The sequence below is a fragment of the Salegentibacter lacus genome, from assembly GCF_020164555.1.
GTDB classification, from domain to species: domain Bacteria; phylum Bacteroidota; class Bacteroidia; order Flavobacteriales; family Flavobacteriaceae; genus Salegentibacter; species Salegentibacter lacus.
Map to the genome: position 1 here is coordinate 203,308 of NZ_JAIQZB010000003.1, position 21,170 is coordinate 224,477.

Here is a 21,170-nt window from a genome sequence, read left to right on the forward strand (position 1 = left end):
ATTGAATGTCTTATTTTGGTAAAAATCATTAAAAGCGTATTTAATTTTCTCCTACATTTGATAGAATTTTCAACTGCTCAATGAATAAATATATAATTGTAAACCACCCTGAAAAGTGGAAACTAATACTGGATAATGTAGAGATAATTTCTGCCCAGGCTTATCTCACAAATCCCGACTTTGCCAGGATCAAAAATGCAAGGATTTTCAACCTTTCCAAAGATTATTCTTATCAATCTAAAGGTTACTACGTGTCGCTTTTAGCCGAAGCCCGCGGGCATTTAGCAATTCCTACCGTTAAAAATATTGTGGATTTACACGAACCGAAACTGGTAAAAATAGTTTCAGAAGAGTTTGACGATTTAATGCAAACCAGCTTAAAAAGTATAAAATCGCAGGAATTCACCCTTAGTATTTATTTTGGGCAAAATGTAGCCCAAAAATATAAGGAGTTGAGCGCTATGTTTCATAGGCACTTTCAAATACCGTTTTTGCGGGTAAAATTTAATTATACAACCAGGTGGAACATTAAAAGCATTAAAGCGATTTCTGAGGCAGAAATTCCCGAAGATCACTTAGAAAGTATGTATGAATTTGCGGCACAGTATTTTGCAAAAAAACGTTACGATACACCTCGCACCAATACTGCGGAATACGATCTTGCAATTTTAGTACAACCCGATGATCCCGCATCGCCAAGTAATGCCAAAGCATTAAAGAAATTTGTGGAAATAGCTGAAAAAATGGATTTCTACGTAGAAATAGTTTCTCCTAAAGATCTTTCGCGATTATCTGCTTTTGATGCCTTGTTTATTCGGCAGAGTACCGAAGTAAATAATGAGGCTTATGCTTTTGCCCGAAAAGCCCAGCAAGAAGGGATTGCGATTATAGATTACCCTGATGCGATCCTTAAATGTTGTAATAAAGTTTATATGGCTGAAGCTTTGGAAAACGCTAATATTCCAACGCCAAAAACTGTGATAATTCATAAAGAAAATATAGATAAGGTGCTAGAAATTACCGGGCTTCCGGTAGTTTTAAAATCTCCAGATTCTACGTTTTCCTTTGGAGTAAAGAAAGCGACTACGCCCGCTGAATACCAGGAATTAGTCACGATGATGCTCAAGAAATCGGAATTAGTAATTGCGCAGGAATTTTCGCCTTCAGAATATGATTGGAGAATAGGAATTTTGGATAATAAACCTTTTTATGCCTGCCGTTATTATATGGCCAAAGGCCACTGGCAGATCTATAATTGGGATGCCAAGGCAAAAGACGATCAGGATGGAAATGCCGATTGCCTACCTATAGAAAAAGTTCCGAAGAAAATACTTGAAGCTGCTTTAAAATCGGCTAAATTAATGGGAACTGGTCTTTATGGAATAGATATAAAGGAAGTAGGAGGAAAAGCCCTTGTAATTGAAATTAACGATAATCCAAACATAGATTTTGGAGTTGAAGACGCCTATTATGGCGAACAGGTTTATGTGGAAATTATAACCGCTCTAAAAAACCGCCTAGTAAAGAAATAGTTTATGAAGTATCATCTTTTTGAAGTTTTTGGAATTGAATTGGAATATATGCTTGTTGATGCATCCAGTTTTAAGGTAAATCCAATTGTAGACCAGCTTTTTATCAGTAAAAATGGAGATATCACCTCAGATATTGAAAATGGGGAAATTGAATGGAGTAATGAGTTAGTTGCGCACGTAGTGGAACTTAAAACCAATGGTCCAACCGGAGATGTGGAACATCTGGACCTTCTTTTTGCCGAAAATGTTAAAGAAATAAACCAATTATTGAAGGAAAAGAACACGCTACTTTTACCTTCGGCTGCCCACCCTTTGATGATTCCTGCAACTGAAACTCAGTTATGGAAACACAGTTCCAGTAAAATTTACGCACTTTACAACCGTATTTTTGACTGTAGCGGCCACGGCTGGAGCAATGTGCAGAGTATGCATATTAACCTTCCGTTTTTTGATGATAATGAGTTTGATAAACTGCACGCCGCAGTACGTTTGCTTTTACCTATAATTCCGGCCTTAAGCGCCAGTTCACCCATTTTTGAAGGGAAAAATACCGGTTTTAAAGATGCCAGAATGCAGGTGTATAAAACCAACCAAAAGGAAATTCCAGAGATGACGGGTAAAGTTATTCCTGAACAGGTTTTCTCTAAAGACGATTATTACAAAACGATTTTTGAACCGATTAATAAAAAGATTAAGCCACACGATACCGAAAATATTTTGGATCACCATTTTTTAAACTCTAGGGGAGCTATCGCTAGGTTTGACCGAAATGCCATTGAAATTCGTGTAATAGATGTTCAGGAATGTCCAAAGGCAGATATGGCAATCGCTATTTTAATAATTGAATGCTTAAAATTGTTGGTTAGCGAAGAATTGATTTCTATTGGTAAGCAGAAAAAATGGCACGAAAACGAGCTTTTTGAAATTTTTGATGCCGTAATTAAGGATGCTGAAAATACAAAGATCAATAATAAAGAGTACCTCAAAATTTTCGGACTTTCACAAACCATTGAAATCAAAGAAATTTGGCGGATTTTATTTTCAAAAGTGAAAAGAAATATTGCAGAAAAACACCAGGAAAGCATAAAGTTTCTACTGAATAACGGAAGTCTTTCAACCCGTATTTTAAAAGCCGTAGGTAATGATTTTTCAAATGAAAATATTCAAAAAACCTATTTTAAGTTAGCCGATTGTCTTGAAGAGAATAAATTCTTTAAGCCGTGAAACTGGTATTAACCTGCGAACACGCTTTTAATACTATTCCGCAGGAATATCACAATTTATTTACTAATGCCAGGGAAACTCTGGAATCACACCGTGCCTACGATCCCGGTGCCTTAGATCTGTTTAATGAGCTAAAGAAATTATCCGATTTTTCATTTTTTCACGAAACGGGGCGTTTGTTAGTAGAAGTAAATAGATCTAAATGGCATTCTAATTTATTTTCTGAATTCACTAAAAAGCTTTCTAAAACCTCTAAAACCAAACTTTTAAACGAATACTATTTTCCCTATCGGGATTCGGTAGAAAAGCAAATTTCAAGCATAATAGAAAAAGGGGAGAAGGTGTTGCATTTTTCGGTACATACTTTTACCCCGGAATTAAACGGAATAGTAAGAAATACCGATATCGGATTACTTTATGATCCTGCGAGATCGGGTGAAAAGGAATTCAGTAAGAATTTCAAGCGAATTCTCAACAGTCAAAATCCAGATCTAAAAGTCAGGTTCAATTATCCTTACCTGGGAAAGGCTGATGGATTCACTACGTATTTACGTAAAAAATTTCCTGAAAATTATATGGGAATTGAACTGGAAGTGAATCAAAAATTTGTAATGAATAATCAAATGGATTCAGCGGTTAAGAGAGAAGTATTTTCAGCTTTAAAAGTTTTAGTAAAATAAGAAAGCCACTAATTCACTAATTTATATTCGTGAATTCGTGGCTTGATTTTTTCAGAATAAAATATTCTCAAAAACTTATTGAATCAATTCAGATTCTAAAGTGATTTCTGTATTTAGCAACTTAGAAATTGGGCAATTTTCTTTAGCATCTTTGGCTATTTTATCAAATTTAGCTTTATCAATTCCTTTCACTTTCGCTTTTAAAATCAAATGGGATTTTTTTACAGCGCCATCTTCAAAAGTAATTTCAGATTTGGTTTCCAGTTCATCCGGTTCAAAACCTTCCTCGGTTAAATTAGCCGAGAGTTGCATCGTAAAACAGCCGGCATGAGCCGCACCTATTAGTTCTTCGGGGTTGGTGCCAATTCCATCTTCAAACCTGGTTTTAAAAGAATATTGCGATTCTTTTAATACACCACTTTCGGTGCTTACTGTGCCTTTACCTTCTTTAAGATTCCCTTTCCAAACTGCGGTTCCATTTCTTTTCATAATAATACTTTTTGTTGATTTCTTTCTAAGATAAAGATCATTACACCCAACCTCAAATTATTATCAAAACATTAACCCCTTCCTTTGAAATCATCAAACAAAAAAGCCCGAAACCATTAGGCTTCGAGCTCTTCTATATAATTTATAAGAACTACTTATTTGATCTCTACTACTTCAAGATCAAATACAAGATCTTTTCCTGCTAATGGGTGATTTCCATCTACCACAATAGTTTCATCTTTTACATCTTTAACCACAAGGTTCATTTCCTGTCCGTCAGGGCTTTTAGAAACAAGTCCCATTCCTACTTCTGGTTTAATTTCTTCCGGAAGTTGGCTCTTTTGTACTTCTTGCACAAGCTCTTCTCTTGGCTCTCCGTAAGCTTCTTCTTTAGGAATATTTATGGTTTTCTTCTCGCTCACTTTCATATCGATAAGGCCTTTCTCAAAACCAGGGATAAGCTGTCCTTGTCCCATAGTAAATTCTATAGGCTCACCTCTTTCTACAGAGCTGTCAAAAACCTGCCCGTCAGCTAGTTTACCTGTGTAATGTACCTTTACCGTGTCATTTGCTTTTACTTGACTCATAATGTTGTTTTTCAAAAATTATAATGGGCTTTATTTAACAATATGCCCGTTAAAGAGTGCAAAGGTACAGTTATAATATGCGCTTCCAAATTATGGCGCCCTTAATCCCGGAATCTTTTAAAAATCTTAACATTTTGAATAGAAATTTATTTTGAAATGCTGCGCTTTGAAAGACAGGAGCTTAAAATTTAAATTGGAATTTCCGTAATAAGTAAATACATTTATTAACTTAAGTTTTAGAAAATATTGATTTATCTCAACCACTTACAATTAAAACCTATACAAAATGAAAAAAGACCATACCCCTAAATCCAATTCAAGGAGAAGTTTTTTGAAAACCACCGCTTTGGCTACTGCCGGAATTAGTATTATTCCCAGGCATGTTATGGGAGGCCCCGGTTTTTTAGCGCCAAGTGATAAATTAGTAGTTGCGGGAATTGGAGTAGGAGGAAAGGGTGAAAGCGATATCAACAGTTTTTATCAATCTGGTAAGGCTGATATTGGTTTTTTATGCGATGTGGATAAAAAAAGGGCTGCAGCATCTATTGCTCGCTTTCCTAAGGCCAAGTTCTATACAGATTATCGGGAAATGTTAGAGAAAGAAGCTAAAAATATAGATGCAGTCTCTGTTTCTACGCCAGATCACGGTCACGCAGTTCAAGCTTTAGCGGCTATGGAACTGGGGAAACCGGTGTATGTTCAAAAGCCCTTAACTCACGATATTTATGAAGCAAGACAATTAACTGAAGCTGCAAAAAAATATCAGGTCGTTACCCAAATGGGAAATCAAGGGGCTTCTGGTGATGGTGTTAGAAAAATGCGTGAATGGTACGACGCCGATCTTATAGGAAAAGTGCATACCGTATATGTGTGGACAGATCGGCCCGTTTGGCCACAGGGAATTCCCTGGCCAAAAGGCAAAACAACCGCCGTTCCTGAAGGTTTAGACTGGGATTTATGGTTGAATACCGCTCCTTATAAAAACTATATAGAAGGCCTGGTTCCTTTTAACTGGCGTGGCTGGTGGGATTATGGTACCGGGGCACTTGGCGATATGGGCTGCCATTTAATTGAAGCACCATATCGTGTTTTAGGCCTGGGCCATCCTAAAGATGTTCAGTGTAGCGTGGGAAGTGTTTATGTAGATGAATTTAAAAGAGGATATTTCCCTGAAAGCTGTCCGCCATCAAGCCACGCAGTGATGACTTTCCCGAAAACCGATAAAACCAGTGAAGATGTAACGCTACATTGGATGGACGGTGGCATTAAACCAAAAAGACCGGAAGAACTTGGGCCAAATGAAACTTTTGGCGATGGTGGCAACGGCGTTTTATTTATTGGAGATAAAGGAAAAATGATGTGTGGTACTTATGGCCGAAATCCAAGATTACTGCCAACTTCCAAAACAGATGAAGTAAATGTTGCTCAAAAATACGATAGGGTTCCCGGTGGGGAAGAAGGCCATTACGCCCAATGGGTTGAAGGCGCGATTGCGGGTTACGGAAAAAAAGAATTAAGTTCTCCATTCGAAATTGCTGGACCGCTTACTGAAACTTTGTTGATCGCTAATTTAGCTATTAGAGGTTATGATGTAAGAAATGAGCAAAGACGCGATAATGGTGATACTTATTTCAATTATCCCGGGCGTGATATAAAAATGCTCTGGGATTCAGAAAATATGCGGGTTACCAATTTTGAGGAAGCCAATCAGTTTGTGCGAAGAGAATACCGCGATGGCTGGAAGTTGAGCTAGAATAATAATTCAGAAATTATAGTTATGAAAGTCGTTGTAGTAGTTTGTCTAGTAGTATTTTACTTCAGCTTTTTAGCCTGTAATTTCAATAATAAAGAGCCTGAGTCCAAAATGGTATGGGATACTTTAGAAGTTACGGCTTCAGCATATAATTCTCTTAGCTGGCAAACGGGAGCCGGGGGTGCTAATATAACGGCCTGGGGAGATACTTTAAAACCTGGGTTAAATGCAATTGCAGTTTCCAGGGATTTGATAAAAAGAGGTCTGGACCATAATACCCGTGTCAAAATTGAAGGTTTTGATAGCGTTTTCCTGGTAAAAGATAAAATGCATTATCGCTGGAAAAACAAAATAGATATCTATATGGATGAGGATGTCCAAAAAGCCAGAAATTTTGGTCGCAAAAAATTAAATATCTATTTTGAAGTTCCTCTCGATTCAATTTCAAAAAATAATAATTCAAAAAATAATTCTGAATGATTAAGAAATACTTTCTACTATCTATCCTTTTAATTTCAAGTTTAAGCTTTCAAGCCCAGCAGGCAACTGATAGTGTGAATCTTTCAAAAACATTGGTGATTGGTGTGACACCAACCCCACCATTTGTGATGGAAGAAAATGGTGAGTACTCCGGCTTAAGTATCGATTCCTGGGAATTGATCAATGAAGAAATGGATTTCGATTATGAGTTTAAAGAATATGGTTCACTATCAGAACTTTTAAATGCAATAGAAAACAGCGAAGTAGATTTTAGTATTAATCCGGTTACGGTGACTAATAATCGAATGCAACGAATGGATTTTTCGCAACCTTATTTTATTTCGCATACCGGTGTGGCTAAAAGAAGTGAATCTCAGATTTTTAGTTATTTAGCAAACTTATTTAGCTGGAATTTTATTTCAGCAATACTTATTTTACTCGCTGTAATTTTTATTTTCGGCTTCCTGGTATGGATTTTTGAACGTAAAAAGAATGCCGAAGAGTTTGGAAACGGATCGCGGGGAATCCTTCAGGGTTTTTGGTGGAGTGCTGTAACTATGACGACGGTTGGTTATGGAGATAAATCTCCTAGAACTACAGGAGGACGGGTAATCGCGCTTATCTGGATGTTTATGGCTATTATCATTATTTCCAGTTTAACAGCCGGTATCGCATCATCGCTTACCGTTCAAACTATGAACGATGAAATAAATTCGGTACAGGATTTGTCTAAATTTGAGGTAACCAGTGTAGAAAGCAGTAGTGCGCAGGAATTATTAAACCTCTATAATATAGAACATAATGAAGTGATGGATGAAAAAGAAGGCATAGCCTTATTGAAAAACGAAGAAACTAAACTTTTTGTTTACGATGAGCCTATTTTACGCTATGAGATCAAGAGAAGAGGCCTGGAAGATGAAATAGAAGTTCTTCCCAAAACCCTTAAAAAAGATTATTACGGGTATAGCTTTCCGAAGAATTCAGCGTTATTACAAAAGATTGATCCAGTGCTTATAGGTGTAATGAAAACTATGGAGTGGAACTCTATTATGGCTGAATACGAATAATTATCCAAGGCCTAAATAACCCAGGATTATCCACAGAATTATAAATACCACAATAATTCCAAAACATCCGCAGCCGCCACCTAGTTTTTTGGCGCCCCAGCCGGCGAGAATAGCCCTGATGATACTTTTCATAATTAAATATTAATAGGTTAAGTCAGGACTAATTTAGATGAAAACAAATTTTAAAATTTAGAATTAGCAAATATTTAGCAGCAATTAAGCACAAAGCCTTAAAACAATAAAACATTCGATTTTGTATCTTTATAAAAATTAAAAATAGACTATGATGAAAATACATACATTCAAACTCGTTTTTTTAAGCTTAATATTGAGCAGCGGTATTTATGCGCAAAGTACTTCGGCTACTTTAATAAAAAAGGTAGAAGGATTTAGCCATCCGGAATCTGTAGTTTTTAATGAAGATAAAAATGAATATTACGTCTCGAATATGGCCGACAGGGTGGAAGGAGACGGATTTATTTCCAGGGTTTCTGCCGAAGGTGAAATTATTGAATTAAAGTGGATAGATGGTTTAAAAGATCCAAAGGGATTACTTATTGTAGAGGATAAGGTTTATGTAACCAATAATACCGAACTTATTGAGATTAGTATTGAAGATTCTAAAATAACGAAGCGAATTGAAGTTGAAGGGGCTAAATCTCTAAACGATATAACAGTAGACGCGGTTGGAAATATTTTTATTTCAGATTCAGGGAAAAGCGCTATTTATTTGATGCCCGGAGACTCCGCCAATATGATGGTCCCTAAAAATAAAAAAGGTGAGATTATTGAATATTTGAACAGTACCAGATTAGAATATGTAAATGGTCTCTATGCGCAAAAAGACCATCTTTACGCCGCCGCCTGGGGAGAAAATACCGACGGAAACTTTTTGAAAGTAGATATGGATACTCGCGAGATTGAAAAAATATCTAAGGAAGGAATAGGCAATTTGGATGGAGTACAACCTGTAGGTGATGATGCTTTTTACATTTCTGATTGGGCTACCGGAAAAATTTATCTCGCCAAAAAAGATGGGGAACTTAAAGAAGTTTTAACTTCAGAAAAAAGCTCGGGAGATATCTTTTTTGACGCAAAAAAAAATCAGTTGGTTTTACCTATGAATTTTCAAAACGCCGTTTGGTGGTACCAACTTCAATAAGTTAAGACTACCTTATTATTCTTAAAATTTTTAAATACTATTTTTGAAAAAAAAACTAACCAAATGGAACTTAAGAAAGACGAAGAAGAGAAAGATTATATTTTAAAGGATAATAAGAAAACTAATTTTGGGATAGGTTTTATTATTACCATTATACTTATTCTCATTGCAGCCGTGGTAATTTCCGGTTTTTATTTTGAGTTTTGGTAATAATTCAAGATTGATTTCTTGTAATTACTTTAACGTCATTCTAATTTATTTCAGAATCTAAGTTGTTTATAACGAAAGATATTTCCAGCCTGAGGTTTTGAGATAGATTGATGTGGATAGACCATTTATGTGAAGAAAAAAATCACCTACTTCTTAATCTCATTAATTAACAGAAACGCCTGATTCACATATTCTTTTTCTAAAAAGAGTGCAAAATAGTTTGAGGTAGAGATCATTTCAAAAATCGGAATTCCTTCGTAAGCAAGGAGTTTAAAAAGATAGAAATATAGGCCTACAAACTGCGAACTATTTTTAGGCAGGGCTATGGTTATAGAAGAAAGTTCTTCTTTTATAGATACCCGTCTTTCGTTTCTAAAGCAATCTTCAACAAGATTAGTAAGACTGGAGGAAACCAAAATATTACTTTCCTGGTAATTACTGGAATAATTCAGGTAAACCCCGGTTTGATCTTTTACCGCGTCCAACAACTTCGCTTTATTGGCAATTATGGTATTGGAGTTCAAGAAGGTATATTCGGTAATTCCAGATCGCACCACAATATCACCAAGCTCGCGTAAATGCCGCATATTTATTTTAGTGCGGCGGGGAGCGTAGCGCCTTAAAGCCATAATAATAGAACCCTGCTTTACCGGTTTTCTCATTTCTTTTTCCACCTGGGGCTGAATATCTTCTGCAAGTCCGCTAAAATTTACAATATCACGAGCTATCGCATCATCGAGAAATGGTTGGTGTCTTATAATATCGTGAACACAGGTAGTTATCGTCTTCATTGTTAAATATTGTACATTTTGTGCAAATGTATATAAATTGAGAGATATTTTTTGGTGCAGACGGCTTTAATTCTAATTATGCATCTTATTATTTCATTAGATGAAATCGGAAAAATCAATAAAGTATTTAATAATATAAATCTTACTTTGAGTAAATAATTAGCAATGAAAGTATTAAAGTTTGGTGGCACATCTGTAGGATCTGTAGAGAGCATTAGAAATGTAAAAAACATTTTATCTGCAAGGAGGGGGAAGAAAGTTCTGGTTCTTTCAGCAATGGCGGGAGTGACCAATAAACTGGTTGAAATCACCGAAAATATTAAGGTCGAAAATTATTCAGCCATCAATACAATTATTGCTGAGTTAAAACAAAAGCACGAATCTACGATAGATGAACTTATAGACAAACCTGGATTGAATTCTTATGCCAAAGCTTTTGTGAATAATGTGCTTCAAGGTTTACATGAAATTAGCCGCAATAAATATTCTGAAAGAGTGTATTCGGAAGTGGTGACAACCGGCGAGACTATGCTTACCTATATTTTCTCTACGTTTCTTACCAATTCGGGAATTCAGAATAACTTCCTGGATGCTAAAGATTTTATGCAGGTTTCAAACCTGGAAAATCCTGATACAGATTTAGTAGGAAAGCTATTTCAGCAAAGTATAGAAAACCTCGAACCTACAGATATCTATATTACCCAGGGTTTTGTTAGAATTGATGCCCAGAATTCCATTAGTACTTTAAAGCGTGGTGGAAGTGATTACAGCGCTACCATTCTGGCCGCAGCGGTTCAGGCAGAAGAAGTACAAATCTGGACAGATATTGACGGATTTCATAATAACGATCCAAGATATGTTGAAAATACGCACGCTATTGCCGAGTTAAGTTTCGAGGAAGCTGCCGAGCTGGCTTATTTTGGAGCAAAGATTCTGCATCCGCAAACTATTTCTCCGGTTATAAAAAGACAAATTCCTTTATTTCTAAAAAACACCTTTACTCCCGAACTTCCCGGAACTAAAATATCATCAGAGATTCATTCTCGTGGACTTAAAGCGATTTCGGCTAAAGACGGGATTACTGCTATTAAAATTAAATCTAACCGGATGTTAATGGCTCACGGTTTCCTAAAAAAGATCTTTGAGGTTTTTGACAAATACGAAACTGCAATTGATATGATTACCACTTCAGAAATTGCTATTTCCTTAACCATTGACGATGATAGGAATTTAGATCTAATCCTGGAAGAATTAAACGCTTACGGCGAGATTACAGTGGAGAAAGATCACAGTATTATTTGCATTGTGGGTGAGGGACTTATTGAAGATAAAAGCACTAGCCGACTTTTTGAACTTTTAAATGATATTCCTGTGAGAATGATTTCTTATGGCGGAAGCGACAACAATATTTCTTTACTGGTAGATACTAAAAACAAAATACAAACCCTACAGGGTTTAAATCATAAATTGTTTGAGGACCGAAAAGTACCTCAATTTGTTTGATTTCTGTTTGTGAACAGGCAACTGTTCTTTTTGTGTAGTGAAAACCGCCGGTAGGCTAACCGGCGGTTTTTTTATTTTTTTCCTTTTCTTCAATAAATCTGGCCATAAAATAAGTACTTCTATGCTGATGATGTTGCAGCATTTTCCCAACAAAATTCTGCTTCCTGTAGAAATTTAAATTTTGAATTAGATCAAACAATTTTTCTGAAAATCTTTTCTGAAATACTGCTTTATCAAACCTTAAATTAATAATCTTAAAACCATTTTTAACAGATGTTTTCCAAAGTTTTTCTTCGGAATATAGTTGCACGGCTTTTTGGGCAAATTCTTGAGAATCGTTAGTGATAAACCCATTCCAGTTAAGGTCGCTGGCAATTCCCTCGGCTCCAATATTTGTAGTGACAGAAGGCGTACCGCATTGCATTGCCTGAATAAGCTTTCCTTTTAAACCTGCTCCAAATTGAATTGGAGCAAGACAAACTTTGGCATTTTTCACGACGGTTTCGGCATTTTCGGCACGACCTTTTACGATAAAACCTTCTTTTTCGTTGTGCAGATTCCAGACTTTCTGCGAAGGATAAGCTCCATAAATTTCCAGTTTTGCTTCAGGGAGTTCCTGCCTAATTACTGGCCAGATTTCTTCTTTTAAATATAAAACCGCGTTCCAGTTTGGTTCGTGCAGAAAATTACCAATGCTTATAAAATTTTGTCTTTGATTAAATTCTGGTCGGCCAAGCTGTTTTTCTTCAGTAATAGGTTCCAGCAGAAAGGGCAGATAATGTAAAAGATCTTTAGGTATGCTAAACTCATTTTGAAGCAATTTCATTTCAACTTCAGAAATGATAAGACTAAGGTCACAGCGATATATACTCGCGATTTCCCTTTTTGTGATATCGCCATCAAAATACAGGCTTTCCGCGGGAATATTCTTTTTAAAAGCTTCAGTGCGGGTTCTTCTTAAAAAATGAAGATCTTCAGTATCTAAGATTTTTATGGCTTCAGGGCAGATTTCATCAACTCTCCAGCCAAATTGCTCTTCGGTCATAAAACGATCAAAAAGCACTACATCTGGTTGAATTCTTTTCAGCATTTCATCAAAAGAAGGATGATTCATTCTTATCACTTCAGAAGTGATATTCATCTTTTCTAAATCTACAGCATACTCGCTACGAGCCGCGGAGGATACGAAAGTGATTTCATAATTTTCAGCAAGAAAAAACTGGAGTAATTGCAGCATTCTGCTACCGGCGGCAGAAGAATTGGGTTCGGGCCAAACACAACCAATTACAAGTAAACTACTTTTAGGTAAGCTCATGAAAAATTTACAGGAAAAATTAATATTCTAATTTGAACTTAGATCTGCGCCATCTAATCTCGATTAAAAGCGGTATAAAGTTTTTTCCAAAAATACCTGAAATTAAAGCAGATTCCTAATTAAAAACTGGCTGAAAGTAGGAGCGATGCCGTTACCCAAAGTACCAGGGAAACGATACCACCAATAATAAAAAAGTGCCTGAAGCGATAAATTCCCATCCCGTAAATTATGGTATTGGTTTGATAACCAACGGGAGTGAAAAAACTAAAATTAGAAGCAAATAAAACTGATAAAATAAAGGGTTTTGGATCCATTTGCATACTTGCAGCAATACTTATAGCAATAGGTGTAATGATTATTGCTGTGGCATTATTGGAGATAAATCCGCTTAAAACCATTGTGACAAGAAACAAAATTCCAATTACAATAATATCTGTTTGATTTTCGAAGATTAGCAGTAATTGTTCAGATATCCAATTATCGGCGCCGGTGTTAGTCATTGCCACTCCTAAAGGTATCATTCCTGCGAGCAGGAAAATAATTTGCCAGTTCACCTGGGAATAAATTTTACCAAGATCTATACACTTGGTGAAAATCATTAAAAAACAGCCAATAAGCGCACTTTTTAAAATTGGAAAAATAGAGAAAGCAGAGAGTCCAATAACTATTAAAAGAATAGCCAACGAAAGATATTTTTTAGTTTTAGTGGTAACTTCAATATTCTTGTGTTGTTGTAAAATGGTAACATTTTCAATCTTTTGAAGTTCATCCAGGGCACTTTCGCTAACCTCCACCAGTAGACGGTCTCCAACCCTTAATTCAATTTCATCTTTACCACGATTAAAAATTCGTCTCCTGGGGTTTCTAAAATTTCTTCTTTTTCTTATTGCCAGCGGTACAGCCCCGTGAAGATCATACCAACCCACGGTTTTGATATTTTTTCCAATTAAAGGTGAATTGGGAAGCATTAAAAGTTCTACCACCTGTACATTTTCTTCGAGTTCATCAGAATCAGTGATAGGGTCAGCAAGCTTTTTATTGTCTTCGTCTTTAATTACGGTAAAACCTTCAGCATCTTTTAGTTTTATAAGGTTTTCAAGATTACAGCGCAGTAAAAGCTGATCGTCTTCCTTAAGGCTGGTGAATTTCCCTGGCCTGTCGTTAATAATTCCATTCCGCTTAAGTCTTAAAACTTCAATATCGTCATTATCATGCAAAAAAGTTTCACCAATACTTTTCCCAATTACCTTAGAATCTGCGGTAATAATAACCTTGGTAATATATTCATCAAGGTTATAATCTTCGCTTAATTTAGTCTTTTTAGTGGTGGGGAGAAGTTTTACCAAAGCACTGACTATAATTATGGTGATAATTAAAAAAATCAATCCATACCAGGTAAATTCAAAAAAACTAAATCGTTCAACACCTCTGTCGATAGCAACCGCGTTTACAATAAGGTTGGTAGAAGTGCCCATAAGTGTACAACTTCCTCCAATAATTCCCGCGAAAGAAACAGGTAAAAGCAATTTTGAATTAGGGATATCGTATTTAGCCGATAACTCTGTAATGATCTTTATAAAAACGATTACAACCGCCGTAGTATTAATAAATGCTGAAATGCTCCCTGCAATTAACATAAAGGCCGGCACCATAAGAAAAATTGGAAGCATCCGTAAACTTTTGAGTCCGCTGGCCAGCCAGTCTATCACCCCATTGGTTTCCAGGCCAATTGCGATGATCATTAAGGCAAGAACCGTTATAGTAGCCGGACTTGAAAACCCGGAAATAGCTTCTTCCGGACTAACGATATTGGATAATAATAAGGCGGCGAGAATAAAAAAGGCGATTTTATCTACCGGGAAAATTTCCAGTGCAAAAAGGATAATTACCACGATAATGATAAAAAACAGTATAGCTATTTCCAGACTCATTACTTAAATTTATAAAATAAAAATAAGGGAATACCGCTTTGGAAAAATCTTCTTCTGAAAGATTTATGATTTAATACATACTTATAATTTTCATCAAGCGATATAAATTCCTATTTTGAAGATTAAAACAAGATTATGAGCAGAGGATTTGTAAAGGAAGACGATCAGGAAGAAGCTCCAATGATCCCGCCAAGAGCGGCTTTACCCACTGGAGAAATAAATTATGTGACCCCAAATGGATTAAAGGAATTAAAAAAAGAAGAAGCTGAACTTACTGAAGAGCGGGCCAATCTCGATAAGGAAAATGATACTGAAAGAAGAAGGGCACAAGCTGTGATAGATGGAAATCTGAAATTACTAAGAGAGCGCATTAATACAGCCAGAATATTAGATCCAAAAGACCAGCCTGGAGACGAAGTACGGTTTGGTGCCGTTGTAGAATTTAAACAAAACGGAAATACCCAAAAATTTCAAATTGTAGGCGTGGATGAAGCCGACGTAAAAAAGCAAAAGATTGCCTTTGTAGCGCCTATTGCGAAAGCCGTTACGGGAAAGAAAGTGGGCGATAAAATAGACTTTAAACTGGGAGAAGAAACCCGAAAGCTCGAAATCCTGAAAATAGCTTACTAATGGGCGTATATATTGTAATGGGCGTTTCCGGGTCCGGTAAAACTACCATTGGAAAACTACTTGCTAAAAAATTGAATTTAACCTTTTATGATGCCGATGATTTTCATCCTCCCGAAAATGTGGAGAAGATGAAAAGCGGTAGGCCACTGCAGGATGAAGACAGAAAAGGATGGTTAGCGGTTTTAGCTGAAAATATTCAAAAATGGGATAAAAACGGTGGCGCTGTTTTGGCCTGTTCGGCTTTAAAAGAAAAATATCGTAAACAATTGACTTCAGTTCCTGAAGAAGATCTAAATTGGATTTTTCTATGGGCAGATTTTGAGGTGATTTTAGAAAGGTTAAAAGTCCGGAAAGGCCATTATTTTAAGCCGGAAATGCTCACTTCGCAATTTGAAACCCTGGAAGAACCAGATTATGGTTTACGAATAAATGTAAATACTTCTGAAGGAAATATTTTAAAGGAAATTATGGCAAAATTAAAAGCTCCTGAAGCAGAAATCGGGTTAATAGGCCTTGGAGTAATGGGCAAGAGTTTGGCTTTAAACCTACTTTCAAAAAATATTAATATTTCTGTTTTTAACCGTCACGTTCCCGGCCAGGAAGAAGATATCGCTAAAAATTTTGTTCAGGAAAATGCTGAAAAATATACATTTCAGGGTTTTGATTATTTAAAAGAATTTGTTTCGTCTTTAAATCGACCCAGGAAAATTTTATTAATGGTAAATGCCGGTACTGCGGTTGATACTGTAATAGAAAGTTTGCTTCCTTTCTTAGAAAAAGATGATATCATTACCGATGGTGGGAATTCCCATTATAAAGATACTTTGAGAAGGGAAAAGACCTTAAAAGAACAGGGAATTCATTTTATAGGCTGCGGAATATCGGGTGGGGAAGAAGGTGCCTTAAAAGGTCCTTCAATTATGCCCGGAGGATCTTTAGAAGCTTATAAACAAATAGGACCGATTTTAGAAAAAATAGCGGCCAAAGATAAAACCGGAAATCCCTGCTGTACCCATATTGGTCCCGATGGCGCAGGTCATTTTATAAAGATGTTGCACAATGGTATTGAATATGGCGAAATGCAACTTATTTCTGAAATATATCATTATCTACGATTTTACACTAATACGAATCCAGAAGTAATTGCCGATCTTTTTGAAATCTGGAATAAGGAAAAGAAAAGCTATTTACTGGAAATTTCGGTAGATATTCTTCGAAAAAAAGAAAATGAAGGTTTCCTGATCGATAAAATTTTGGATGCAGCAAAACAAAAAGGCACCGGCGGTTGGTCAACCAACGCCGCATTAGAACTTGGTGTTCCCTTAGATACAATTACCGCTTCAGTTTTAGCCAGGAATATTTCCGGGATGAAGGAAGTTAGGGTAGAAGCTTCGAACTTGTATAAGAACACAAATAACCAAAATGGAAATTTAGAAGAAATAAAAGATGAATTATTCCAGGCTTATGAAACAGCGAGTCTTATTAATCACGCAATAGGTTATGATCTGCTTCGGGTGGCTTCTTCAGAATACAATTGGAACCTTAATTTATCTGAAATCTCCCGGGTTTGGACCAATGGCTGCATCATAAGATCTGGTTTAATGGAAGACTTAGTTAATATTTTTAAAGATTCAAATAATCACTTATTACTTAATAAAAATATTATATCCGAAATAAAGGGAAATCAGGCTTCATTAGTTAAAACAGTCGGGGTTTCGCTGCAGGCGGGATTTGCTGTTCCGGTTTTATCGGCTGCGGCCAATTACCTTTTAAATTTTACTTCTTCTCAAAATTCCGCAAATATGGTTCAGGCGCAACGGGATTATTTCGGTGCGCATACTTACGAACGAACCGATAAGCCCCGGGGCGAATTTTTTCATACCCAATGGAAAAACAATAGTTAATGGATATACAATTACTCTTTGCCGTTTTCGCCGGAATTGCGCTCTTGCTTTTCCTCATTTTAAAACTTAAAATACAAGCTTTTTTAGCATTATTAATTGTTTGCATCGCGGTAGGAATTATCGCCGGAATGCCCGCTACCGAAATCCTGGAAACTATGAAGGACGGGATGGGCAGCACACTGGGTTTTGTAGCCACGGTAGTTGGGTTAGGAGCTTTATTCGGTGGAGTTTTGGAACAATCTGGTGGAGCGCAACGCCTCGCTTCATTTTTATTAAAGAAAACTGGAGATAAAAAAGCGCCCTGGGCAATGATGGTTACCGGATTTGCCGTTGCCATTCCAGTATTTTTCGATGTGGCTTTTATTATTCTGGTGCCGGTTACTTATGCCTTAAGCAAGCGTACCGGAAAATCACTTTTGCTTTATGCATTGCCCTTACTTGCCGGGTTAGCAATAACCCACGCGTTTATTCCGCCCACCCCGGGACCAATTGCGGTTGCCGATATTCTTGGTGCCGATTTAGGTTGGGTGATTGTTTTCGGTTTTTTAGCGGGAATTCCAGCAGCAATCATTAGTGGACCAATTTTCGCCCGGTATATTTCAAAAAGAATCCAGATTGAGCCTAAAACTTTTACCGAAGAAATAGAATATGATGAATCAAAAGCACCTTCACCGGGACTGATTATTTCCATCATTCTTATTCCAATTTTTCTAATAGTAGCAAACACTTTAGTTCAAAGTCCGTTATTTGATGGAGTTTTAATTCCAGAAGGGCTTTTATATACGATAGAATTGGTGGGACATCCATTTTCTGCATTGATAATTGCAAATCTTGTAGCCTGGTATTTTCTTGGAGTAAGACGGGGAATGCAAAAAGAATTTTTACTGAAAGTAGCTACAAAATCTTTCCAGGCGGCCGGGATAATTATTTTACTTACCGGTGCCGGTGGCGCTTTTAAACAAATCCTGATCGAAACAGGAGCAGGAGAGATGATCGCCGATGCTTTAAATAACGCCTGGTTCAATCCGCTGGTTTTTGGTTTTATTGTGGCGGCTTTGGTTAGAATTTTACAAGGATCTTCAACAGTTGCGATGATTACCGCTGCCGGAATTACCGCGCCGGTGTTGACAGGTGGTGATTATTCTATGGCACAAACCTCGCTCATTGTAATTGCGATTGCATCAGGTGCTTCAATTTTATCCCACGTTAACGATAGCGGATTCTGGCTCGTTGGCCAGTATTTAGGTTTAACCGAAAAACAGACTTTTCAATCCTGGACGGTAATGACAACCTTAATAGCCGTAGTTGGTTTAGCTGTTTCTCTAATTATATGGTTTATAATTTAATTAATCGGCTTCAACGGTGAATTCCAGGGTATCTACAATATCACCATATTCATCTATTTTGATTTCAAATTCAATGGGTTCGCTTGCATTATAATCTAATTTCTGCATTTGTACAGGATCAATTTCAGCAGTATAATTTCCGGGTTTTAATCCCAGGTAAGTAAAGTAACCGTCACCTTCGGTTAGGATTTCTTTCACCAGGTTTCCATTTTCATCTATAATATTTACGGTTATCCTTCCCTGGCCGCGAAGACTGCTTCCTTCTTTAAAATAAACCATTCCGGCAACTTCACCTAAAACTTCCACCGGCACTTCAATCTCCTGAAACTGGTTAGGAACGGTGTGTACTTTAATCTTTTCGTTTTTCACTTTCCAGGCAATATTATCCAGGCTGTTTGGATCAACTTCCAGGATGATATCTATATAAGGCTGAAGTTCGGTAATACGTAAAACGGTCTCATCTTCGTTATAGGAAAGTCGGCCAGAAGTATTTTTAATTTCCATTCCCTGCACAGCAGGTTCCATAGGATCTCTTTTTCCGTTGGTGTTATAATCCAAAAACGGAATAATACTTAAAGCAGCTCTGGACATGGCGGTACGGTTATTCGCCATTATATAACCAGTATTATCGTCCAACATTAAACTACCTCGGGCCGACTGTACAAAAGAATTATTTCTATTACCCAACCTGGAGGTCACAGAAGTTTGAGCAAAATTGAATGCATATCTTAAACCGACTTCAAAAATATGGGCATTTCTAAGCATATTATTTTCGTAGGCAACATTGAGAAATCCGTTATCAAAAACCGGTCGCTCTATTTCCATGATAATATTATTGAACTGATTTCGGCTAAAATCATATTGCACCTGTGGTGAAAACAAGAATTTATTCGGAAGCCTGTAATTCTGAGATATGGAGGTGTAAATGGTAGGTTCCTTTACACGGTCATTATAAATCCCGTAGGTAGTAAGGTTAGTACTTATTCCCATAATTGCTCCTGAAAGTAACAATTGTGCAGTAGTGAACTCGGTTGTAGGCATAATGATCTGGTTCACACTAAACCTGCTGAACATCGAGAAATTTTTAGAACGAATAGGCGCCGAAAAGCTCAATTTTCTTTCTTCCAGGTAATTAAAATTAATAGCTGTCTGGTCTTCATCATATTTTATATAATTAAGATCTACCTGAATATTTCCGGGAGTGCGGTAACTTAAAATCCCTTCCCCTTTTACTCCGTGCATATATTCTCCTGTAAACAGAAAATTTGAAGCAAAACGAATAGAGGAATTCACAAATGGCATTACTTCGCCACTGGTCACGCCGGTAAGGTATTCGGCACCACCACCAATGGTAACAGAATTGCTGAGCCCGTAATTAAAATTAACCCGGGAAAAACGGTCCAGGTCTTCATTCTCTACAATCCCGGCGCTAAGGGTATATTCCAGCTCATTTTTTGGAACAAAATTATACGGAATATTGATCACCCTTTCCTGGATACGTTCTTCTCCATAAGGGCCATAAAACCTAAGGCTTACGGCGGTATTTCCATACATTAACGGCACATCAAAGGTGTAAAAGCCTGAAGCATCAGCCTGGGTAAATTCAACTAAAATATTATTTACGTAAAGTTCAACCGTCCAGCGTGGTTCGGTATAATCGTTTAGCACGTATGTTCCAAAAGATCTTCGGTTTTGAAATGGGCTGTTACTAATTTGTACACCACTTACCGGAGCGAACAGGGAAGAGGTAGCCCGGGTAAATATTCTACCTGCTGTTACCTGTTTAAAAACCTTGTTATCATTGTTCACATAACGCCACTGGTAAAATTGGTTCCTGGAATCGAAGGGAACCCGCGTAGAATAATTCAGCATTAAATTCGTTTCGCCTCCAAGAAACATGGTTCCCAGACCTAAGGATAATCGGTTGTCATTTTCAAATTCACTTTGTTGAGTAGTGACCACGCCCCAATCTAAAGCACCGCCTTTAAATAGCGGAAAACGCCTGGCCATCGTTGTATCGGGTTCCACAATACCTTTTACGCGGTTTAGATTTTCTCTTATTTTTTTAAGCCGCATTTCTTTTATTACCGGCAGGTCTTTTTCGGTTTTCATGGTAACCGAAAGGCCTCTAAAAGAGAAATTGGTATTTAAGCCGAAGATTTCCCCGAAGAGGTTCGATTTTAAATAAAAATTTATTGGAGTTTGAATGTAATCCTCTTCAGTAAGCGTAAATTCTTCATTTTTATAAAGAATCCTGTTTATTGAAGGGTTTATTTGATATGTAGAATCGGGATTTATAATAAAACCTTCAACACCATTAGCGGTTTCTTCATTTTTAATCTTTAAATAATCAAAAAGCTCCTTTACCGGAATATAAGCGTCCTGACCTTTAATCGCGATAGGGATTTCAATAGTACCGAGATCGGGTACATTCATTTCTACGCTTAACTCATCGTATTCAGGAAAATCTTCCTGGGCAAAACCTGCTAACGAAAGAAGCATCAAGAAAATTACCGGGAAAAGTTTTTTATAAAACTCAACAGAAAAAGCGCAGTGAGGGGTTTGC

19 protein-coding genes are annotated in these 21,170 nt (G+C 36.9%); 12 read left to right on the top strand and 7 right to left on the bottom strand.

Going from position 1 to position 21,170, the window contains the following annotated elements; genetic code table 11:
• Positions 1-80 precede the first annotated feature (80 nt).
• The 3 genes from LB465_RS03665 to LB465_RS03675 are packed head-to-tail and all read left to right on the top strand — an operon-like array spanning position 81 to position 3,436.
• A complete protein-coding gene (locus LB465_RS03665; RefSeq protein ID WP_224467120.1) occupies positions 81-1,532 on the top strand; it encodes a RimK family protein in 1,452 nt (483 codons plus the stop codon).
• Positions 1,533-1,535: 3 nt separating this feature from the next.
• Positions 1,536-2,756 carry a carboxylate-amine ligase gene (locus LB465_RS03670; RefSeq protein ID WP_224467123.1) on the top strand — a complete coding sequence of 407 codons (1,221 nt, stop codon included), beginning with the start codon at positions 1,536-1,538 and terminating at the stop codon, positions 2,754-2,756.
• Positions 2,753-3,436: an N-formylglutamate amidohydrolase gene (locus tag LB465_RS03675; protein ID WP_224467125.1), complete on the top strand. Its 684-nt coding sequence runs from the start codon at positions 2,753-2,755 to the stop codon at positions 3,434-3,436. Before LB465_RS03670 ends, LB465_RS03675 begins: the two co-directional genes overlap by 4 nt.
• A 75-nt stretch (positions 3,437-3,511) precedes the next feature.
• Here LB465_RS03675 and LB465_RS03680 read toward each other — a convergent pair whose 3' ends face one another.
• Positions 3,512-3,925, bottom strand: a complete 414-nt coding sequence (locus LB465_RS03680) for an OsmC family protein (protein ID WP_237690488.1) — start codon at positions 3,923-3,925, stop codon at positions 3,512-3,514.
• Between the two features lie 155 nt (positions 3,926-4,080).
• Complete coding sequence (locus LB465_RS03685; RefSeq protein WP_224467128.1) at positions 4,081-4,512, bottom strand: FKBP-type peptidyl-prolyl cis-trans isomerase; 432 nt, start codon at positions 4,510-4,512, stop codon at positions 4,081-4,083.
• A gap of 286 nt (positions 4,513-4,798) precedes the next feature.
• Between LB465_RS03685 and LB465_RS03690 the strand changes: the two genes are divergently transcribed.
• Genes LB465_RS03690 through LB465_RS03700 form a run of 3 tightly spaced genes read left to right on the top strand, consistent with a single transcriptional unit; the run spans position 4,799 to position 7,812 of the window.
• A complete protein-coding gene (locus LB465_RS03690) occupies positions 4,799-6,265 on the top strand; it encodes a Gfo/Idh/MocA family protein (RefSeq protein ID WP_224467130.1) in 1,467 nt (488 codons plus the stop codon).
• A gap of 24 nt (positions 6,266-6,289) precedes the next feature.
• Complete coding sequence (locus tag LB465_RS03695; protein ID WP_224467132.1) at positions 6,290-6,745, top strand: 3D domain-containing protein; 456 nt, start codon at positions 6,290-6,292, stop codon at positions 6,743-6,745.
• Positions 6,742-7,812 (top strand): transporter substrate-binding domain-containing protein, encoded by a 1,071-nt coding sequence (locus LB465_RS03700; protein ID WP_224467134.1) that lies wholly within the window; start codon positions 6,742-6,744, stop codon positions 7,810-7,812. Before LB465_RS03695 ends, LB465_RS03700 begins: the two co-directional genes overlap by 4 nt.
• Here the strand turns inward: LB465_RS03700 and LB465_RS18355 are convergent, their stop codons facing one another.
• A complete protein-coding gene (locus tag LB465_RS18355) occupies positions 7,813-7,944 on the bottom strand; it encodes a hypothetical protein (protein WP_262902884.1) in 132 nt (43 codons plus the stop codon). It abuts the gene before it with no gap.
• Between the two features lie 151 nt (positions 7,945-8,095).
• Between LB465_RS18355 and LB465_RS03705 the strand changes: the two genes are divergently transcribed.
• A complete protein-coding gene (locus LB465_RS03705; RefSeq protein ID WP_224467136.1) occupies positions 8,096-8,974 on the top strand; it encodes an NHL repeat-containing protein in 879 nt (292 codons plus the stop codon).
• A 63-nt stretch (positions 8,975-9,037) separates the two neighbouring features.
• On the top strand, positions 9,038-9,184 hold the full coding sequence (locus tag LB465_RS03710; RefSeq protein ID WP_224467138.1) for a hypothetical protein: 147 nt from the start codon (positions 9,038-9,040) through the stop codon (positions 9,182-9,184).
• Positions 9,185-9,330: 146 nt separating this feature from the next.
• Here LB465_RS03710 and LB465_RS03715 read toward each other — a convergent pair whose 3' ends face one another.
• Complete coding sequence (locus LB465_RS03715; RefSeq protein WP_224467140.1) at positions 9,331-9,975, bottom strand: hypothetical protein; 645 nt, start codon at positions 9,973-9,975, stop codon at positions 9,331-9,333.
• A 165-nt stretch (positions 9,976-10,140) separates the two neighbouring features.
• Between LB465_RS03715 and LB465_RS03720 the strand changes: the two genes are divergently transcribed.
• On the top strand, positions 10,141-11,478 hold the full coding sequence (locus LB465_RS03720) for an aspartate kinase (RefSeq protein WP_224467143.1): 1,338 nt from the start codon (positions 10,141-10,143) through the stop codon (positions 11,476-11,478).
• A 55-nt stretch (positions 11,479-11,533) separates the two neighbouring features.
• On the opposite strand, the gene LB465_RS03725 is transcribed toward LB465_RS03720, so the two are convergent.
• Together LB465_RS03725 and LB465_RS03730 are read right to left on the bottom strand one after the other, a co-directional pair.
• Complete coding sequence (locus LB465_RS03725) at positions 11,534-12,793, bottom strand: glycosyltransferase (RefSeq protein ID WP_224467145.1); 1,260 nt, start codon at positions 12,791-12,793, stop codon at positions 11,534-11,536.
• Positions 12,794-12,912: 119 nt separating this feature from the next.
• Positions 12,913-14,724: an SLC13 family permease gene (locus LB465_RS03730; RefSeq protein ID WP_224467147.1), complete on the bottom strand. Its 1,812-nt coding sequence runs from the start codon at positions 14,722-14,724 to the stop codon at positions 12,913-12,915.
• A gap of 135 nt (positions 14,725-14,859) precedes the next feature.
• On the opposite strand from LB465_RS03730, the gene LB465_RS03735 reads away from it, so the two are divergent.
• Genes LB465_RS03735 through LB465_RS03745 form a run of 3 tightly spaced genes read left to right on the top strand, consistent with a single transcriptional unit; the run spans position 14,860 to position 18,604 of the window.
• The gene (locus tag LB465_RS03735; RefSeq protein ID WP_224467149.1) at positions 14,860-15,354 is read left to right on the top strand and encodes a GreA/GreB family elongation factor; all 495 of its coding nucleotides are present in this window, start codon (positions 14,860-14,862) and stop codon (positions 15,352-15,354) included.
• The gene (gene gndA, locus LB465_RS03740; RefSeq protein ID WP_224467152.1) at positions 15,354-17,258 is read left to right on the top strand and encodes an NADP-dependent phosphogluconate dehydrogenase; all 1,905 of its coding nucleotides are present in this window, start codon (positions 15,354-15,356) and stop codon (positions 17,256-17,258) included. The genes LB465_RS03735 and gndA overlap by 1 nt, the downstream gene beginning before the upstream one ends.
• A complete protein-coding gene (locus LB465_RS03745; RefSeq protein WP_224467154.1) occupies positions 17,258-18,604 on the top strand; it encodes a GntP family permease in 1,347 nt (448 codons plus the stop codon). Before gndA ends, LB465_RS03745 begins: the two co-directional genes overlap by 1 nt.
• On the opposite strand, the gene LB465_RS03750 is transcribed toward LB465_RS03745, so the two are convergent.
• A complete protein-coding gene (locus LB465_RS03750; protein WP_224467157.1) occupies positions 18,605-21,106 on the bottom strand; it encodes a hypothetical protein in 2,502 nt (833 codons plus the stop codon).
• Positions 21,107-21,170 lie beyond the last annotated feature (64 nt).

What these genes read in the sequence shown, in the direction of transcription:
- LB465_RS03665 (WP_224467120.1), top strand. Translation starts at nt 81, where the DNA reads ATGAATAAATATATAATTGTAAACCACCCTGAAAAGTGGAAACTAATA.
- LB465_RS03670 (WP_224467123.1), top strand. Translation starts at nt 1,536, where the DNA reads ATGAAGTATCATCTTTTTGAAGTTTTTGGAATTGAATTGGAATATATG.
- LB465_RS03680 (WP_237690488.1), bottom strand. Translation starts at nt 3,925, where the DNA reads ATGAAAAGAAATGGAACCGCAGTTTGGAAAGGGAATCTTAAAGAAGGT.
- LB465_RS03685 (WP_224467128.1), bottom strand. Translation starts at nt 4,512, where the DNA reads ATGAGTCAAGTAAAAGCAAATGACACGGTAAAGGTACATTACACAGGT.
- LB465_RS03690 (WP_224467130.1), top strand. Translation starts at nt 4,799, where the DNA reads ATGAAAAAAGACCATACCCCTAAATCCAATTCAAGGAGAAGTTTTTTG.
- LB465_RS03695 (WP_224467132.1), top strand. Translation starts at nt 6,290, where the DNA reads ATGAAAGTCGTTGTAGTAGTTTGTCTAGTAGTATTTTACTTCAGCTTT.
- LB465_RS03700 (WP_224467134.1), top strand. Translation starts at nt 6,742, where the DNA reads ATGATTAAGAAATACTTTCTACTATCTATCCTTTTAATTTCAAGTTTA.
- LB465_RS18355 (WP_262902884.1), bottom strand. Translation starts at nt 7,944, where the DNA reads ATGAAAAGTATCATCAGGGCTATTCTCGCCGGCTGGGGCGCCAAAAAA.
- LB465_RS03705 (WP_224467136.1), top strand. Translation starts at nt 8,096, where the DNA reads ATGATGAAAATACATACATTCAAACTCGTTTTTTTAAGCTTAATATTG.
- LB465_RS03710 (WP_224467138.1), top strand. Translation starts at nt 9,038, where the DNA reads ATGGAACTTAAGAAAGACGAAGAAGAGAAAGATTATATTTTAAAGGAT.
- LB465_RS03715 (WP_224467140.1), bottom strand. Translation starts at nt 9,975, where the DNA reads ATGAAGACGATAACTACCTGTGTTCACGATATTATAAGACACCAACCA.
- LB465_RS03720 (WP_224467143.1), top strand. Translation starts at nt 10,141, where the DNA reads ATGAAAGTATTAAAGTTTGGTGGCACATCTGTAGGATCTGTAGAGAGC.
- LB465_RS03725 (WP_224467145.1), bottom strand. Translation starts at nt 12,793, where the DNA reads ATGAGCTTACCTAAAAGTAGTTTACTTGTAATTGGTTGTGTTTGGCCC.
- LB465_RS03730 (WP_224467147.1), bottom strand. Translation starts at nt 14,724, where the DNA reads ATGAGTCTGGAAATAGCTATACTGTTTTTTATCATTATCGTGGTAATT.
- LB465_RS03735 (WP_224467149.1), top strand. Translation starts at nt 14,860, where the DNA reads ATGAGCAGAGGATTTGTAAAGGAAGACGATCAGGAAGAAGCTCCAATG.
- gndA (WP_224467152.1), top strand. Translation starts at nt 15,354, where the DNA reads ATGGGCGTATATATTGTAATGGGCGTTTCCGGGTCCGGTAAAACTACC.
- LB465_RS03745 (WP_224467154.1), top strand. Translation starts at nt 17,258, where the DNA reads ATGGATATACAATTACTCTTTGCCGTTTTCGCCGGAATTGCGCTCTTG.
- LB465_RS03750 (WP_224467157.1), bottom strand. Translation starts at nt 21,106, where the DNA reads ATGCTTCTTTCGTTAGCAGGTTTTGCCCAGGAAGATTTTCCTGAATAC.